Origin of the sequence: Candidatus Nanosalina sp. VS9-1, assembly GCF_047555085.1 — an archaeon.
In the GTDB taxonomy this organism is placed as follows: Archaea; Nanohalarchaeota; Nanosalinia; order Nanosalinales; family Nanosalinaceae; genus Nanosalina.
This window is the reverse complement of the sequence record NZ_CP180230.1, coordinates 398,529-414,819: the sequence shown is the minus strand read 5'-3', so window position 1 is coordinate 414,819 and position 16,291 is coordinate 398,529. Positions and strand designations below refer to the sequence as shown.

General features: G+C 45.2%; 16 protein-coding genes. 2 read left to right on the top strand and 14 right to left on the bottom strand.

Annotated features, from left to right (window positions below; translation table 11 throughout):
- Positions 1 to 111: 111 nt before the first annotated feature.
- On the top strand, positions 112 to 1,368 hold the full coding sequence (locus tag ACK3SF_RS02490; protein ID WP_414838246.1) for a hypothetical protein: 1,257 nt from the start codon (positions 112 to 114) through the stop codon (positions 1,366 to 1,368).
- 3 nt (positions 1,369 to 1,371) lie between these two features.
- On the opposite strand, the gene ACK3SF_RS02485 is transcribed toward ACK3SF_RS02490, so the two are convergent.
- The 3 genes from ACK3SF_RS02485 to ACK3SF_RS02475 all read right to left on the bottom strand — a co-directional run bounded on the left by ACK3SF_RS02485 (position 1,372) and on the right by ACK3SF_RS02475 (position 5,054).
- On the bottom strand, positions 1,372 to 3,009 hold the full coding sequence (locus tag ACK3SF_RS02485; protein ID WP_414838245.1) for a hypothetical protein: 1,638 nt from the start codon (positions 3,007 to 3,009) through the stop codon (positions 1,372 to 1,374).
- A 137-nt stretch (positions 3,010 to 3,146) separates the two neighbouring features.
- Complete coding sequence (locus ACK3SF_RS02480) at positions 3,147 to 4,403, bottom strand: DUF1512 family protein (protein WP_414838244.1); 1,257 nt, start codon at positions 4,401 to 4,403, stop codon at positions 3,147 to 3,149.
- 75 nt (positions 4,404 to 4,478) lie between these two features.
- The gene (locus tag ACK3SF_RS02475; RefSeq protein ID WP_414838243.1) at positions 4,479 to 5,054 is read right to left on the bottom strand and encodes an RNA methyltransferase; all 576 of its coding nucleotides are present in this window, start codon (positions 5,052 to 5,054) and stop codon (positions 4,479 to 4,481) included.
- Between the two features lie 38 nt (positions 5,055 to 5,092).
- Between ACK3SF_RS02475 and ACK3SF_RS02470 the strand changes: the two genes are divergently transcribed.
- The gene (locus tag ACK3SF_RS02470; RefSeq protein ID WP_414838242.1) at positions 5,093 to 5,773 is read left to right on the top strand and encodes a hypothetical protein; all 681 of its coding nucleotides are present in this window, start codon (positions 5,093 to 5,095) and stop codon (positions 5,771 to 5,773) included.
- A gap of 3 nt (positions 5,774 to 5,776) precedes the next feature.
- Here ACK3SF_RS02470 and ACK3SF_RS02465 read toward each other — a convergent pair whose 3' ends face one another.
- The 11 genes from ACK3SF_RS02465 to ACK3SF_RS02415 form a co-directional block, all read right to left on the bottom strand.
- Positions 5,777 to 6,157 carry a hypothetical protein gene (locus ACK3SF_RS02465; RefSeq protein ID WP_414838241.1) on the bottom strand — a complete coding sequence of 127 codons (381 nt, stop codon included), beginning with the start codon at positions 6,155 to 6,157 and terminating at the stop codon, positions 5,777 to 5,779.
- Positions 6,154 to 9,837: a hypothetical protein gene (locus ACK3SF_RS02460; protein ID WP_414838240.1), complete on the bottom strand. Its 3,684-nt coding sequence runs from the start codon at positions 9,835 to 9,837 to the stop codon at positions 6,154 to 6,156. The genes ACK3SF_RS02465 and ACK3SF_RS02460 overlap by 4 nt, the downstream gene beginning before the upstream one ends.
- A 33-nt stretch (positions 9,838 to 9,870) precedes the next feature.
- Entirely contained in the window at positions 9,871 to 10,389 is a 519-nt protein-coding gene (locus ACK3SF_RS02455) for a HemK2/MTQ2 family protein methyltransferase (protein ID WP_414838239.1), read from the bottom strand.
- The gene (locus ACK3SF_RS02450) at positions 10,386 to 11,951 is read right to left on the bottom strand and encodes a CTP synthase (protein WP_414838238.1); all 1,566 of its coding nucleotides are present in this window, start codon (positions 11,949 to 11,951) and stop codon (positions 10,386 to 10,388) included. Before ACK3SF_RS02450 ends, ACK3SF_RS02455 begins: the two co-directional genes overlap by 4 nt.
- A gap of 88 nt (positions 11,952 to 12,039) precedes the next feature.
- Positions 12,040 to 12,351 (bottom strand): hypothetical protein, encoded by a 312-nt coding sequence (locus ACK3SF_RS02445; RefSeq protein WP_414838237.1) that lies wholly within the window; start codon positions 12,349 to 12,351, stop codon positions 12,040 to 12,042.
- Between the two features lie 24 nt (positions 12,352 to 12,375).
- A complete protein-coding gene (locus ACK3SF_RS02440) occupies positions 12,376 to 13,170 on the bottom strand; it encodes an rRNA adenine N-6-methyltransferase family protein (RefSeq protein WP_414838236.1) in 795 nt (264 codons plus the stop codon).
- A gap of 30 nt (positions 13,171 to 13,200) precedes the next feature.
- Positions 13,201 to 13,737 carry a DUF655 domain-containing protein gene (locus ACK3SF_RS02435; RefSeq protein ID WP_414838235.1) on the bottom strand — a complete coding sequence of 179 codons (537 nt, stop codon included), beginning with the start codon at positions 13,735 to 13,737 and terminating at the stop codon, positions 13,201 to 13,203.
- Positions 13,738 to 13,824: 87 nt separating this feature from the next.
- Positions 13,825 to 14,160, bottom strand: a complete 336-nt coding sequence (locus tag ACK3SF_RS02430; RefSeq protein WP_414838234.1) for a hypothetical protein — start codon at positions 14,158 to 14,160, stop codon at positions 13,825 to 13,827.
- Positions 14,161 to 14,167: 7 nt separating this feature from the next.
- On the bottom strand, positions 14,168 to 14,458 hold the full coding sequence (locus ACK3SF_RS02425; protein WP_414838233.1) for a 50S ribosomal protein L21e: 291 nt from the start codon (positions 14,456 to 14,458) through the stop codon (positions 14,168 to 14,170).
- 96 nt (positions 14,459 to 14,554) lie between these two features.
- Positions 14,555 to 15,802 (bottom strand): tRNA pseudouridine(54/55) synthase Pus10, encoded by a 1,248-nt coding sequence (locus ACK3SF_RS02420; protein WP_414838232.1) that lies wholly within the window; start codon positions 15,800 to 15,802, stop codon positions 14,555 to 14,557.
- A gap of 41 nt (positions 15,803 to 15,843) precedes the next feature.
- A complete protein-coding gene (locus ACK3SF_RS02415) occupies positions 15,844 to 16,263 on the bottom strand; it encodes a hypothetical protein (protein WP_414838231.1) in 420 nt (139 codons plus the stop codon).
- Positions 16,264 to 16,291 lie beyond the last annotated feature (28 nt).

Genomic DNA, 16,291 nt, shown 5'->3' with positions numbered 1-16,291 from the left:
CTGTAAATAAAAATCGACCGACCGTTACAGAAGAAAACCAAAACACATATAAACTTGTTACTCTATAATAACAACAAGGTGTTTGATCTGGGAACAAACCGCCGCGACTTCATGAAAGCCGCTGTAGGCGCTGCAGGCGCAACCTCTTTATCTGGATGTGCTGGCCTTCTTGAAGGCAGCGAATCCAAAGATGTCGATCCTATTGATCAGGAGTTCCAGTACGCTTTTCAGGACAAGACCGGAGCTCTTGGAGATATCCCTGATTCTAATGTTGACCCTGAAGAGGCCTCGGAGTTCCAAGTAATTGAAAATGGAGTTAGCGAGGAAGAGTGGGATGAAATGAGGAGAGACGATGTTGAAGTTGCCCGTGGATTTCTATCAGGAGAACTGGAGAGGTTGCCCCAGCATCAAGAAGTTGAAGGAACTGTAGACGACATTGTTAACAGAACACAGGAAATATACACAAATCCTGGATCTGTAGAAAGCGATAGAGTTAGAGGCCTTTTGCAGGAAGATGTAGAAGACTCTGTAAGATTTGCCAGATCTCTTGTCCATGCCGTTGATACGGCAACAGGCATAAACACCAGTGGAGGTAAGAACATGGTGGTCCCGAACGTTGCAGAGTACGTTGCTCAGGAAATAGGTCTTGACTTCGGAGAGTTTAACATGTTTACAGTTAGAGCCTCAGAACCTCAGCCATCCGCCATTGAAGGAATAGTTGAAGGATCTATTCGTGAGAGGCCTGACGGATCTGAAGCGGGAATAAGAGGTATTACACACGGAGTCAGCCTATTAACTTATTCTCAGGACGGCGAGTTAGAGACGAAATATGTTGAAAACACAGATGCAAGTCCTCAGAAGTATTTTTTCCATGCAATCAGAGATCCTGAGGACAGTGCCTACACAACATCTTTGGACAAAGAAACAATTACTATGCGTAATGGCGACACACAGTTCCCAGAACATTATGTCACAGGCCTTGAGCTGAATAAAGGCCTTGAAATGGAGTCAAATGGTGTCTTAGATGATGGTGATACTGCCAGAGCTTTTGTCGGTGCTGCACTTGATCTAATTGATGACGGACATAACAACTTGAGCCAGTTCATGGCTAACAGTAATGAAGGGTATGATGTTACTCTTACAGACAGTTTTGTGGAGTCTGCAGATGAGTTAGCAGATGGTATGGACGAAGAGGATCTGAGGAATTACAGACAGCTTGGAAGAGCAGTCTACCAGATATTTGAGAACGAGCTTGGAGAAGACTTTAGAGGCGATCCAATACGTGGGTACGACCAGCCTCTGAAAATTGATGGAACGCTTGAAGAGCCAGAATTCTATCATATGCCTGGAAATAGGCCTTCAGAATAAAGTTCAGTCGCACTGTATATCTGCATCCGGATACAGCGGATTGTCTGGCGGACAGTAAGGATACTCCTCATTAGGGGAATTGAAAGGTGAAGGTCCTCCAAAGGCTGTGTAACCCCTCTCATCGAGAGATACATAGTAATCCCAGCTTAACGAATTACTGTAGGCATCCTGATTTCTCTGGTATATTCCCTGAATCTGAGAGTAATCAAAATAGGATATAGCCTCTTCATCCATAGCTTCCAAAAAATAGTCATTTACTCCTTGATAGATGTACTGGTTATGTTGGCCGTAACCTGCGAACCCCCACACACATGAATAAGTTTCATTATCCACACCTGTTCGACTTGGAATATCTGTTAAAACCCATATGTTGCTTAAACCGAAAGCTGTTCGGAATTCATCAACATCTACAGTTACCACTCCTTTCTTACTGCTGTCAGAAGGCCTCTGATCATTCTGTCCCATCCAGCACTCCGCATTAACTTCCTGTAACTCAGCATCATACACGTTCTCAAATTTTTCAGCTTCACTACTTAGTATTCTGAAGCCAGTAGTATAACCGCTTTCAACTTCGCTGTATGGAAGATTCTGTATATTCAGAAAATCGACGTTTATTCTTGAAGGTTCTTTCTCATCACACATCCATTCACCGTCGACTTCCGCCCATTTAAAGCCAGGGTCGCATTGCTGCCTTGGAATCCACTGATAATCCCGGCATTCGAAGTAATTCGTCCCAAAATTACTTCCGGGACTGTACACCGTCTTCCCATCCATTTCCTTGTAGCCTTCTAGAGAACTATCACACACATGAAAATAAGGATTATTTATGTTGCCTACAGGCCACTCCTCATCAGTAGAAAAAGCCTGCCCAGCTATTACTTCCCCCCTTGGAATGTAATCTGCATTACTTCCCTGATCAACATGCCCTATAGGACAGTCGCCGCCACACGAACTTTCTAGCTCTCCAAAATCCTGATTAGCGACCTGACACAGTGTTGCTCCAAAACCACAGTTACCGTAATCTGTACTGATAAATTCATTGACACTGTTAACGTACCCAGTACCTGTGTTCTCATACGACATTATAGTATTGGTACTAGCTGGTTCGAAATCCCCACAGTCTCTTACACATAACCCAGACTGGCCTACTCTAACATACCCAGGACTGGTTCCATCTCCGGTGTTCTCTATCTTAAAGCGGCTAATCTTATTCCCCAGATTCTCTATATCTATAGATACACCCAGCTGAGGACCACTGGTCCTGTAATCAACTATGAAATCAGTATTAATATTCTTCACAACATGACCATCTTGATCTACAATATCAGCATCTTTGATCCCTGGAGTACACTTCAAAGCATTAGGCCCGAAAGTAGATCCTGTTGGAACTCTCTGTTTATCAGTCCAGAAGTCCGTATCAGAGCCATAGTAATTATTTGTAGCATCTATAGTCTTTCCACATAGTTCCAGAAATAGAGGTGCTCTCAAAACACCTGAGTCCGCAGGACCATAAGGACAGTCAGACCCCTCACAAAGTATAGCAACCCTGAAAGGCTGAGGAGAATTCTGCCCATAATCTATAACAAACCTCGATGTATCCTCCGCATTAAGCGTATCACCATTACTATTTTCTATAATCACAGAAACATCTCTGTCCATGTGATTAGCTGAAGAGACTCCAACAAGTAGAAATACAGAAATTAAAATAGGAAGAAATTTGAGGCCTTTCATGATTTACTAAGCCAGACTTTGTTTCACTGCCTTTTATTTTTAGGCCTTTACCTGATAGTCCTCCATATCAGGGAGTTCCTTGCTTCCTTCATAGAGGCCTGATCTGCTCCAGGAAGAATGCTCATCATTCCCATGTAGCTGACTTCTTCCTCTTCTTCCTCGTACTCCTTCCAGTACTTTCTGAGGCGATTATGGATGCCTCTGGTGTCGTCTTTAACATTTCCGACTCCACAGGTGTTTCCAACACCGACTACAGCTACTTCGCCGTCAAACTCTGAAGCAAGCTCTTCAGCTTTGTCTTTGGCGTCTTTGTAGGCATCGAAGATCTCTTTCTTCATCGCCTTGGAGGCCTCTGGCGCACTCTGTTTAATGACTACTCCTTCAAGCGGGATTTCATGTTCAGTGGCCGCTTCCTCGATCTTTGACTTTTCTACTCCTGGGCCTCCCATCATGACGCCGACTCCTTCAGCGACGCTTCCGGTCTCTTCTCCTTCAAACTTTAGAGCTGCATCGACTGTAACTATTGCTTCAAGATCGTTTTCCTCCGCCAGAGTGTCGATAGCATCTCCATACTTCCCTAGCCTGGCTCCAGGCCCATCAGACTTCAAAACGTGTACAGTCTGATCGTTGATCTCCTCTTCACTGTGCATAATGTTATCTGCAACTTCTTCAGGCTCCTCTGTAATCATCTTTGCAGCCACAAGAGGGCCTATAGCATCGCCAATCGGCGCCTGATCAAGGAAAGCTCTTGTTGCATCTTTCTGGCTTTCAGCAAGCTCCTCGTAGAGAGGAAGCATCATACGGATCATTCCGATAAGCTGAATGTTTTGAGTGCCTTTGATCAGCTTTCTGAAATGTCTGACAACTTTGTAGATCTGGTGCGTCCCCATGACTCCCTTGAAAGCCATGTTGAGATCTGCAAGTTCTTCACTGTCCTCTGTATCTGCGTTGCCTTCCACAAAACGCTTGAACTTGTCTTCCGAAGTATCAAGAACGTGCTCAAGTCTTCCTACCATACCTGCAGGATCAAGATTGGTAGGCTGAGACATCTTGATGTTCTTGAGAGACTCGTACTTGCTCTCAACTCCTGCAGACATATCGGAAGCGAATTTTTCAAGGAACATGTTCTCGGCGGAAACCCGGTACTCATCCAGGCTGTCAAGCACAGAACGCATCTTTCTGTCTATCTGCCACAGCATGATTCTCGGGAAGAAAAATATCATCACGAAAAACAGCAGTGTTATTACGGTTTGAATTATCATGAAAAAGTTGCTTTCTCCACCACCGAAAAGGCCTGGAATCATACACTATCGATAGTAATCCACTTTTTTAAACTCGACGAAATCTCAAGTACTGAAGTAACATGAAAATCTAGAGGCCTAATCGAAGTATCCTTCTTCCTTCATTTGGCCTATTAAACTGTTTAATTCGTCCTGACTTGGATTGGCCTGTTTTAACAGTTTTCTGAGAAGCGGTATTTGGATGAATTTTTCCAGAACTTGATTGTCTCCTGATTTATTCGAGGCCTTTTTGGCTCCAACGCTGAACGAATGCATGATTATGGCGGCGGCGTGACTCTGATTTATGGAGCTGTATTCTCCTGTTTCTACATGTATTACTGCATCGCAGAGCTCAAGTTCTTTATTGGAGAGGCCTGAGCTTTCTCTTCCTATCATTATAGAGGTGTCTTCACGTGGCTGGAAGTTCTCCAGAGATGTTCCTTTCCCGGGTTTTGTCCCTACAACGAAGTTGAGATCATCAACTGCTTCCTCCACAGTATCGTAGATTTTTGCGTTCCTGAGTTTGTCCTGGGCCTTTGATGCTGTTTTTCTGGCTTCTTCAAGGTTGAATTCCGGGTTCACTACTCTTAGCTGGAAGCCAAAGTTGGCGCAAAGTCTTGCTATAAATCCCGTGTTTTCAGGTATCTCCGGTTCAACTATTACTGCGGATCTCACGTACTGGTTTTAAATCAGCAGACTTGTAAAATATGAGTATGCCTGCTATGGACCCGAAGATTCTGGCGGCAGTATTTGCTTCTATCGCAGCTTTAACAGTTTCAGGAAGCGGATCAGTGGAGGATTTCCAGAACTTTTCGCCTGGAGACTTCCTTGATGGAAGTCTGGGCGACATACCTCTGGACATCGATAATATTGTAGGAGAGCTTACTGACAGGCCTGAACCAACTAACAGTGTGGAAGTTACTGTGAATCTTAATTCAGATGAAACAACTTTGACAGCTGATAATGCTATACTTGAAATCGAGGCCTTTGAGCGTCTTGAGTCAAAGTCGCGTGTGATAGAGTCTGATGGAAGATTAAGCTTCAGCAACTTCACCGGTGATGTAGTACTTAGAAAAGATAATACTACAGGCCTTCGAGGTCAGAGCACAGGATTCAGTTCCAGCGGAGTTACTCTTGTGGAGAAGATGGATGTCAACTACAACACCAATGCATCACGGATTATTCTTGATGAACTGAAGAGATCGAAGATTTCTCTGGAGAACGCGAACATCGATATGAGTTCTGAATCCGGTACAGAGATAAGTCAGGAGAATTCTCCTCTGAAGATCAACTCTTTCAACGGCAAAATCACTATCCTTCCTGGAGAGAACCAGGTGCGGATGGAAGGCCTGGTTGACAGGCTTGAGGCCGGTGGAGCAACTTTCACCGGATAAAAATTAATCCTTTTCTTCCTTCTTGCTGTCTTTCTTCCTTCTGCTGATCAGACTTTTGATCATTCCTCTTGCGATACCGATTAGTTTCAGAGGAATCTTCAGAAGTAGAGTCGCCACCTTGTAGGACTTGGTCAGCAAATTGTAGGCTGTGTACAGTGTTCCTCCTATGAAGGCAAAGAACAGCAAGCTGTTGAGTGAGAAAGTCACTGATGAAAGGAAGTATGATAGGGCGAAGTAGAATGCTCCGGAAAGAGCTGTCACCAGAACTGTCTGCATCACCATCTCCATCACCTTGAATGCTACAACGAAAAGTACGACCAGTGCCAGCAAAAGAACCGCTGTATTCATCTCTGAAAGAGAGTTAAGTAAAGACGATATATTCATTCTTTATCACCAAGAACCTCGTACAGTGGATCTCCTTCCTCAGGATAGTAACTTGTGTACACTACAAATCCTGCTCCCAGAAGAAGCAACAGCACAAACGCAAATATCAGGAATCCTGCTCCACCGGATTCAGATGAATCAGAGCCTGATGGATCAGTTGGCTGTGAAGGCCCACTTCCACCAGTATCCTGATTATTGGCCTGTACCGTAGTCTCTATGCTGTTAAGCTCTGAGATAGAGGCCTGATAAGTTTCCTGAGCCGTACTGTAATCCCCTCTATCCCATGAAGTCTGTATACTGCTGATATCTGATTCAACTTCGACAAGATTGTTCTGCACCTGTGTGGAGTTAGCTCTTCTTCTCAGATCGCTTACTCTATCTCTTATCTCCTGTTTCATGTCTTCTACCGGAGTTACAAGACTCATGGAAACAGTGAATATCTGTGATACATTCTGTTGCTCACTGGAGGCCTCTATTGTGAACTGGCCCTGCTGATCCTGCGGCTCCTCGATTGTGAAGTCTGTCTGAGTTGATTCTCCCGGCGCTATACTTTCTATCGAGTCAGCGTTGAGGCTGTAGTCCTGAGATGAAATGTTGAAGTCGCTGAGTTCAAGTGTTCCGGTGTTCTCCAAAGTTATTCTGTCGGAAACATCGTTTCCTTCAGGAACTGCACCGAAGTCAAATTCGACAGGACTTGCGTCCATACCTGTCTCAAGCTGCTTGACACTTGAATTGAGGCCTACCGGTATCGACAGTGATTCTCCTCCAGAAGATATTTCTATATTCCCGGTGTATACTCCAGGATCCTGTGCACTGTACTCTACAGTCACTGTCTGTGTATCTTCAAGCTCTATATCTGTGTGTGAAAGAGAAAGATACTGGCGGATATCCCCCTCCACAGCTATCTGGACTGCAACGGCCTCATCTTCTCTCCAGATGCTGTCAAGAGTAAACTCTTTGGTAGTATTACCTCTCTCCTCCATAGTAACATTCATCCAGCCTGACTGTGATGAACAGAAAGTCTCAGTTCTTTCGATGCACGTCGGGCCTTCAATATCCACTTCTGTGTCATCAGTCTCTCCTGTAGAGTTCTCTGTGAAAATTATATCTCCGCTGTAATCCCCTGCAGGCGTAACATTGAAGTCAACTGAGACATTTTCTTCAGCTCCAGGATCTATAGTTACAGTCTCATCCTCGAACTCCACTATATCTTCAAGGCTTTCAGAGGCCTCCACATGTATCTCGTTTTCCGTATCAAGTATATTCTCAAGAGTGATATTCTCAGTATAGATTCCTGCCCTCCTTGCACGGAAATCAAGATCGGACTGGGCCTCAAATCCTATGCCACGTTTCCTTGTCTCTATAACACGTGACTCTGATCCAACTAGGCCTCCTCTAGGAGTTTCCGCCTTGAACTGGGTCACCATGTTGGCACCGTAGTACTCCGGAATCTCGATCGTGTTAACAAAGTCGCCGTCAGGCTCCCTGCCCAGTTCAAATATTCCCGTGGAAAAGTTTCCATTCGTTATGTATACAGTCACATCAGGACTTGCAAAGTCATCTCTATCCGTAGAAATCAGCTGCTGGCCTGCTGAAACTTCAGAGGCCTCTCCCTCAACGATAGTATCCTGTTGAGAAGTGAAAGCGCCGTCGGAATCCAAGTCATGGATTATGCTGTCTTGTGATCCATTCCATGTTTCTCCATCAGAATTCATATTACGGAAAAGTACAGGCATATCATCTTCTCCCCATGGATTCGATGTCTGAAGGCCTGTTCCAGCTCCTGCCGTGCTTGGAGAAGTACCTGCAAGATGTATGTCTGACTGGTTGGTGTACTGTCCATCTCCATCAAGATCTCTGAATATTTCATCTCCGGCATCGTATCTGCCGTTCCCGTTGAGATCTGCCCACATGATATCCTGCTGCGAGACAGAGTTCAGCCTGTGAAGCTCCTCTCCGCCGCTGGCATCGTTCGAACCACCGTGATTGATGATCTGATCCGATCTCTCGGAGTAAGTACCTCCATCATTGAAGTCGAAAAGGATAGTATCCTGATTTGAGTCCCATGCTCCCTGCTCGAAAGGATTGATAACATCAAGAGTCCAGTCATCATCAAATCCCTGTGTAGTAGTATAAGACGTTCCCTCCTGGAAATTCTGAGGTATGGAGCCTGTGACTATGGTATCAGACTGCTCAGAGTAAGTACCTCCGCCTCTGTAATCACGGATAATACCGTCCTGATCGATGTCAAACTGATCGCCATCGCTTCCACGGTAAGCGGAAACAGAAGTCCACTGATTAAACTGATTCACCGGCTCAGTTGCCACCAGACCATCAGTCGGATTTCCAGCCAGAGCAACATCCTCTCCCTGCGTAAAACCATTATTATCACTGCTTGTCTCAAGCCAGATAGCATCAACAGAAGGATTCCAGTCATCACCGGAAGTATTATCGTAGGCCTCTACATCCCCCGGATTAGGGACAGCAGTATTACCGTCCTCCCAGGCCTCCACAGATCCTGTCTGAAGATTAGCTCCCTCAGGAGGCTCATCTCCTGCCATAATATCATCAGCTCTGGCAGTGTACTGGCCATCATCGTCGAAATCTCTTGCGATAAGATCTTCTCCAGCAGCCCAGTCATTCCCGTTGTTCGAATCATAGGAACTCAACTCCATCTGACTCGGAGCAGAGTTCGAGGAAGTGATCTGATTCCCTTCAACAGGCTCGTTGCCGACTATAACTTCATCAGGCCTTGAAGTATAGATCCCATCAGTATCGTTATCATATACAACTTCATCGCCCTGACTGATATCTCCGCTGTCGGAAACAAAATACACAGAGTCCCTTATCTCATCCATAGGCCTCAATTCCTGTCCCGCAACAGTATCCACAGCCGAATCATCTCCAGAGTTTATTACTTCGTCGGCCTCTACCGATACTGTTCCGCCGCTGTGCCTGTCAACTACAATTATATCATTACTGTCATCCCAGCTGTTCCCGGAAGTGGAATCATTCAGGGAAACAGGATGTGAAACACCGTTCCACGGATTACCAGACGTCAGAGAAACCGCGTTATCAGGCCTCTTTCCTGCAACAAGATCATCCTCCTCTGCGGAAAAAGTTCCATCTCCACCAGAATCTATGACGAAGACATCTCCATCAGTCACTCCACCAGATCCATCAGAGTCAACAGCGTAGTACTGGCCAAGATTTTCCACTTCAACACGAAGTTCAACTTCCTCACCGGCCTCAAAAGTTCCAGAGAAACTGCTGTTAACATCTACATCAAGATCACCGGCTTCAAGCTCCTCCGAAGCGTTAACAGTTCCTCCTGTAGTCGGAGAGTTATCAACAAGCTCATAGTAAACATGCCGTCCTGTAGAATTAGTCGGAACCTCTGCGAAGTAGAAACCATCGGTAAGATGCTCCATGTCATAGAAAGTTCCGTTGTAACTGTACCTGAAGCTTAACGCAGTATTGTTATCCAGTCTGGACTGATTAACAGGCTCATCAGTTCCGTCAACAAGCCTTACAACCTGTACAGACTGTGAATCAGGAGAAACATCATTGTAATCGAACTCTCCATCTGTGGTTTCGATAGAAAACACTGCAACTGAAGATGAAACCAGTACAACGAAAAACAGCGAAATCAAAGTCACTTTTTCCAAAAATTTACACATACAATAAAGTAGAGGCTGCTACGTTAAAAAAAATTACTCGAATTTCATGACGTAAAGCTCCTCAAACCACAACTTCTCCGAGGAAACAACCTCAAAATCACCGAAAGATTCAATATCTGCCAGAGAACTGGCCACGAAAAAGGCCTCTCCATTCTCTGTGAGATAATCAGAGGCCTGGCTGACAAATTTTTCCGTCACTTCTACACCTTTCTCACCGCCTGCCCAGATCTCCTCATCACCGATTTCAGATTCCTCATCCGGAAGATAAGGCGGATTAAACAGTATAATATCGAAGACACCGCTTACTTCATCAAACATATCGCTGGAAAAAATCTCTGCATTATCATACTCTGAAAGACGTCGGGAGGCCTCTTCCACGGCTTCAGGATTTATATCCACAGCCACAACTTTTTGAGCGCCCTGTTCCAGCATTTTCTCCGCCAGAAAGCCGGATCCTGTACCTATCTCCAGACAGTTCAGGCCTTCAAGATTCTTCTCTTCGATGACAGAGGCCAGAAGATAAGAGTCCCGGCCAGGACGATATACACTCATGCACAGGATCTCAGGAACTCAAGATACAGAGGATTCGGATTTTCAAAGCTGGATGTGAACTCCGGATGGGCCTGAGTGCCGACAAAAAATCTGTGATCCGGCAGCTCTATGAACTCTGCAAGGCCTAGCTTTGGATTTCTCCCGGAAATTTTCAGGCCTTCCTGCTCAAGCTGCTCCTCATACTCCGGATTCACCTCGAAACGATGCCTGTGCCTCTCAGAGATTTTTTCTTCTCCATAAATTTCTTTTACAAGGCCTTCGACTTCTGCACTGTATGCTCCGAGACGCATAGTTCCTCCTTTCTTCTCTATATGCTTCTGGTCCGTCATCTCCTTGACAACGAGATCTTCGGCATCTTCATCGAACTCTTCGGACGCTGCATCAAGGCCTAAAACGTTCCTTGCGTATTCTACAGTCATCAACTGGAGGCCATAACATATGCCAAGTATCGGCACGTTGTTTGTACGACAGTAGTTTATCGCATCTATCTTGCCCTCTACACCTCGTGCACCGAATCCTCCAGGGATTATAACGCCGTCGAATCCTTCCAGAAGTTCTGGCGAGAACTCTTCGGTATCAATCTGTTCAATCTCGACGGAGCCTCCGAGCTCGACAGCTGAATGCTTAAGGGCTTCCTCTATAGAGGCATAGGAATCATCCATCTCCGTATACTTCCCGCATAGAGCGATCCTTGCCACAGTATCTTTTTCCAGATTCTTTACTTTCTCATTCCATTCCTGGAGGCCTCTACTTCTCTCAGGGAGATCCAGTCTATCGGCTATAAACGAATCAACGTTCTGTTCATCGAATACAAGCGGCAGCTGGTAGACTGTCTCCAGATTTGGATCGGATATAACAGCTTCTTCCGGAACATCGCAGAAAAGAGAAATTTTCTCTCTGGATGTCTCAACAAGCTCGTCTTCGCTTCTTCCGACAACCATATCCGGAGCAAGGCCTAGCTCCCTCAATTCCTTTACGGAGTGCTGTGTCGGCTTTGTCTTCTGCTCTCCAACAGTCTCAAGATACGGCACGAGCGTAGTATGTATCAGGAAAGTTTCAGAGTCCGGAAGATCGTTTCTCATCTGTCTTACAGCTTCCAGATAGAACTGATTCTCCATATCGCCGACAGTACCTCCTACTTCAACTATAACAACATCGGCATCGCTTTCCTCAGCACTTTCCCTGAAATGTTTCTTTATATTGTCAGTGACGTGAGGCACCATCTGCACAGTCTTGCCGAGATACTCTCCACGCCTCTCTTTCTCTATAACTTCCTGAAAAATCTTTCCAGATGTCAAGTTCCAGTCACCGGAGGCCTCTATACCGAGAAATCTTTCATAGTGTCCAAAATCCATATCGACCTCTGTGCCGTCCTCGAGGACGAAAACCTCTCCGTGTTCATGAGGATTCATCGTGCCGGGATCAACGTTGAGATACCCGTCACATTTTACCGGCGTGATCTCCTGGCCTCTTAGCTGTAAAAGTTTTGAAACACTTGCTGAGACAAGGCCTTTTCCCAGGCCTGAAAGAACTCCTCCCGTGACAAAAATCCACTTCGGCATAACGAAACTCAAACCTTGAAAAATAAATAACCTGCAGAAAAATTTTCGTGGAGGCTAACAATCTCTGAGTTTCCAGGATAAAAATTTTCTAGAAGAGGCCTAGAGGCCCAAAAATTTTCTCCAAGAAGCCTTTCTTCTCACTGGTGTCTTCAGTTATCTGGAAGTCATCGTTGTTTTTCCCGACTTCTGCGGTGCTGGGCTCTGTCTCTGTATGGACTGACTGTCCGCCTACTCTCTCGCCGTAGGTATTGTTCTCTTTCTCTTGATCGTTTGCTTTATCGTCTCCTCCGAATATTCCGGAGAAATCAAAGTTTACGTTGAGATTTATAGTTTCCTCTGCAGCTGCAGGTGCGGAAAAAGCCGCTACAGCGAACATGAGTACGACAAGAAGCTTCTTCATAGGATACTATTTTTGGAGGCCTACTTAATTATTTTTACTTCTGAACTCTTCAAGAGCCTCTGCCATCTCAAAGACCTCCAGTTCGTTTACACGTTTTTCAGAATTCGGAAGCTTATCCCTCAAGTCTTTGGCATCATCCTTTGAAATATCCAGCATGTGCCTTGCATCAACGAAAGCGTTTCTGAGCTTTTTGCCCTTGTGAGTGTACAATGCTTTTGCGAAATCCAGTAAGGCCTCATCGTCTTCTACTCCGTGTCTTTCCTTGTTCGGGAAAAGCTTCAGGATCGCTGTCGATACCTCTGGCTCCGGATAATAATTCCCTGATGCTATAACTCCTGCCTTGACAGGTACGAAATAATAGTTGATCTTGAAAGAGAAAAAATTGTAGTCAGGATCTCCTGGAGAGGCCACTACTTTATCAGCGAATTCCTCCTGTACGATGAAAACTGACGGCAGCTGGGCCTTGCCTGCCTTCTCAAGTATATCGGAGCTTATCTCAAACGGAAGATTTCCTGTAAGATACTCGACGCCGTCTGGAATTTCCATCTCCAGAAAGTCCTCGTTGATTACCTCGCAGTCCAGCTCTTCTTCCAGGCCTTCCGCAAGAACAGTATCTTTCTCAACGGCAAAGATTTTCTCCGCTTCAATCCTTTCAGTGATATTTCCTGTTCCTGCACCAATCTCCAGTACAGTCTTTCCTGCTGTATCAAGCTGCTCCAGAAAAGTTTCAAGGCCTATCTCCGAATCAAGGAAGTGCTGGCCGCCCACAGGCTTGATCCCAAGCTCCTGAAGTCTTTCAGTAGTATCCAATTCAATCACAGAGAAAATCTACAAGAAAATGAAAGATTTTTAGTGGACGAAGAGCTTGTTCTTCGTCTCCCCCTTTAACTCATTCCTTACTCTATCTCTAATCGTCTTCTCAGGATCAGGGATTGACGGAACTCTCTCCTTTATATCTTCAAAGCTCTCGAAATCATTTTTCTCCCTCTCATCCAGCAAAGCTCTCATGTGCTTCGTTCCAATACCCGGAAGAAGCTCAAAAGCATGTCTTCTCGGTGTTACAGGAGTCGCCTCATTGAAGAATTCCACGAACTCGTCTTCTTTATCGCTGATAAGCTCCTGAAGCACATACTTCAGTTCGCTCTGTGCGCTTCCTGTCAAGTCGTCGTAGTCGATTCTTCTCTTGATGAACTCTACTCTAGGCCTGTCTCCTTCTCCAATGTAAAGTTCTTCGCCTCCTTTAGGCCTCTCATCCTCTCTCATAACTACTTCTAGAAGCGTGTAATTATCTTTTCCTATTCCCTGTGCAACTCTGTCATCCCTGTCGTTAGGATGACCGTGCTCGAGGAAATCCAGTACCAGTACGTGTTCGTCTTTATCAGCCATTTCTTGTATTCACCTTATTTTTTGGGAAAATGCTGCGGTATAGCAGCCTCGTCGTATAGTAAGAATCGTTGCTGAGAAGTTAAAAACCTACTCCTCTACATCCACGGAGCTACAGATATCGAGAATCTTCTCGACATCCTCATCATCAAGTCGGACACGCTCCTTGGAGAAAATCGCCCTTACAGTTGATTCATGCTGAGGGACAACCTCCAGAAGCTTGTAGATATGCTTGTCCTTCAAGGCCTCTATCTCAGAAAGCTCATCATGAAGCTCTTCAAGAGTCCCGGTATCGGAAATCTTCAGATGTCTTGTCAAGTTCTCAAGAGCGATCTTCTGCTCGTGAGATCTCTCTTCTTCATCAGTCCCTTCAAGAGCCTCCTTGGCCTCTGCAGGATAGACAAACTCCTCATCTTTGATTTCCATTACCTATTCACCCCTCGATCTCCTGAAGATGCGCCGGATGAAGGAAAAGAGTTTTCGTCTTTCCACCGTCCTTGATCTCAACTTCGTAGCTCTGTCCTCTCTTGCCTACAACTTCTCCTGTTCTGCCGTGGAACCTCATGTGAGGCCTGGACTCCTGAACTGAAGAATCAACTTTCACAAGAGCTTTCTCACCTTCTTCAAACTCCTTCAACTTATCATTTACAGTAGTCGTCTGTCTTCGATCTCTTTTCAGTGTCTTCCTTGCGCCCTGCTGGGAACCCTGAGATTTCTGTGCCATATTAGTTTTACCTCGTTATAGAACTAAAATCGTTGATAAATCTTTTTAACTATGCCCTAGTCCCGGCGACGATACGAACGAGTAGAGGCCTCTGATCTACTTCTCAACCCATGTGACATCCAGCTGAGTACACTCCGCCTGAGTACCGATCAAATCCGAGATATTCGGCTGCGTCCGTCCTTCATCGCCGTGAATCAGTTCCTTGATATACGTCCCGGCCTCAGCCTTGACAGTCAACTCGAAACTTTTCGGGCCTGTAACTTCCCAGGAAACCTCGTAAACTTCTCTTTTCCGAGTCTTGTCCGCCCTTCTGTGTTCGACTCTCTCCGGCGTATCCTGCTCAATCACGCCAACTACTTCTGAAATATTCTCCAAGGCCTCTTCAGAAACTTCGTCCTCAGTCTCAACCTGCGCACGATACTCTTTGTCAGCGTGTTTCTGCTTGATATCAGCAGCCTTATCCTTGTGAGTAAACTCCACGTTGAAAATCTCAACTTTATCCGTACCTTCATTTACCTCCTTCTTCAAGGCCTCTAAATCCAGGTCACGATTCAAAGGCTCGATCAACTCCAGGACGAACTCTCTTTTCCCGAAGCATTTCGCATCGACATCTTCACGTCCACCACCGTGGAACTTGGCCTCTATAGCCTTCGACTCCCGGATAAAAGGCTCCTGGATCTCCTCCTGTACACTTGTCGGATACTGCTTGCCGGTCCAGTCACACTCATCGCATCCACTGCCTCTGCACTTCCTGCAGTGCCACTCAGTCTGCGGAATCTCCCGGCTATACTTGTTGTACTGGCCGTAGATAAGAACGGAATTTACCTGTAACTCGACACGATCCTTCCCGTCACGCATATCCACGACAGCCATGATATCCGCTCGTTCAAAGTCAACGACTATATCCATCCTATCTTCAATTCTTTTTCCGATTAAACGGGAAAGTTCCGTCTTGATCGGCTCAGTCCACTCCGTACCATACTCACTCCACAACTCTTCCTCACTGGCAACGACTTCCTCAGGAGGCCTGATACCGACAAGAAAAGTCTCCAACTCATACCGGTCAAAAGAATCAATCACTAACTGAGTCCAGTGATCCAGTTCATCAAAAACAATACCACAGAACTCGCATCCACACCTGTGCTTCTCAGAGGCCTCTTCCGGAACATTACTCTCTACAAAACTATCCTCAGTTAAATCATCAATTTCACGGGCAACAAGGCCTCTCTCATAATTCTCAAGTCCATGCCCTAGCTTAGCGAACTGACGCCCAAGACAGTGATCACACAACTCCTCGTTTTCAATTAAACTATCTCTTTTCTCCTTCACAGTTGGAAGATCCATGAAAAGGCCTTACTCAAGAATTCTTTTATGGAGAAAGGGAATCACTTAGGGAAAAATACAGCTAAGTCTCCACCTTTTGATGCCACAGCATTATCCTTCAATATAATTTTTTCCACATCTTTTTGTTTAGGAATTTCAGCTATAGAATCAATTATGCTGCCTGCACTATCTTCAACAGTAAGCTGACAACCATCTGGAACAATTGCAACAGTAAAATCCGAGATTACCTCTTTGGATTTATTTTCGCCTTCATAACGATCTACATGGAGTTCATCAAATTCTATCTCTCCTTCAGAACTTTTAGAAATCTCTACGTGACCATAATCACCTCTGGGACTATCTAACTTAGATTTCAAAAATATGTCCTGATAACCATTATCCTTCTTCCTTTCGATATACTTCAAATTCTCTGTGAGATTATTTTCTATACGTTTTAAGTCTCCCTTCTCTTGTTTGGTCACAAGAATAATTGTATAGGAGGAAATTTTT